Annotated in this window: 1 protein-coding gene; it reads right to left on the bottom strand. The window is 59.5% G+C overall.

Annotation, left to right across the window (positions count from 1 at the left end):
• Nucleotides 1-152: 152 nt before the first annotated feature.
• Nucleotides 153-557 carry a DUF3168 domain-containing protein gene (locus EN984_RS36710; RefSeq protein WP_206517589.1) on the bottom strand — a complete coding sequence of 135 codons (405 nt, stop codon included), beginning with the start codon at nt 555-557 and terminating at the stop codon, nt 153-155.
• Between the last annotated feature and the right edge of the window lie 129 nt (nt 558-686).

Genomic DNA, 686 nt, shown 5'->3' on the forward strand with positions numbered 1-686 from the left:
GCGCGGTGTAGACGATCGGGGAGGCGCCGTCACCGAGAAGAACTCGGAACTTGCCGCCTTTGAGGGTGGTTGCGTCAGCCATTTGATGTCTCCTTTGATGGCAGCAATAGCGCCCGCCGGAGCGGGTTTCTCAGGGGTGAGGTGAGGCTGGGCTAGTCGTGCTCGACAACGGCCCGGAACGTGAGCCGAGCGCGGCTGGTTTTGCCGTCCGGATCTCGGACGACGTCGCGCTTGTACAATTCGAACGACAGCAGCGCATTTTCGGTCAGCGGTAGTTCGTACTCGTGCAGCGCCAGCCTGACCGCGTTGGCGATTTTCTTGACCTCGGCCGATCCGACCGCGCGCGACCAGGCGCTCATATCGAAGTAGATTTCGGATCCCGGTATGCAGTCGAAATCGTTCGGCAGCACCTGATCGCCATCGAAGGCGACGTATGGGAAATCAGCCGTGACTTGTTTTGTTGCCTTGTCGCGCGGCACCTCGTCATAGACGCGATCAGCGATCAGCGAGACCAAGTCGGCGAAGCCTTTCAGCCTAGCAACAATGGCGATCTGCAATTCGTAGGAAGCGTCAATCATGATGCCGCCACCTGCTTTGCTGCCTTATTCACTGCCGCGCGGATCGCCCGAGACGATCCTTTCTTGTTTGCCCGCCACGAAACGAAGAAATACGGCTGCGCCGGCATC

The sequence above is a fragment of the Mesorhizobium sp. M7A.F.Ca.CA.004.12.1.1 genome (genome assembly GCF_003997835.1).
Lineage (GTDB): Bacteria > Pseudomonadota > Alphaproteobacteria > Rhizobiales > Rhizobiaceae > Mesorhizobium.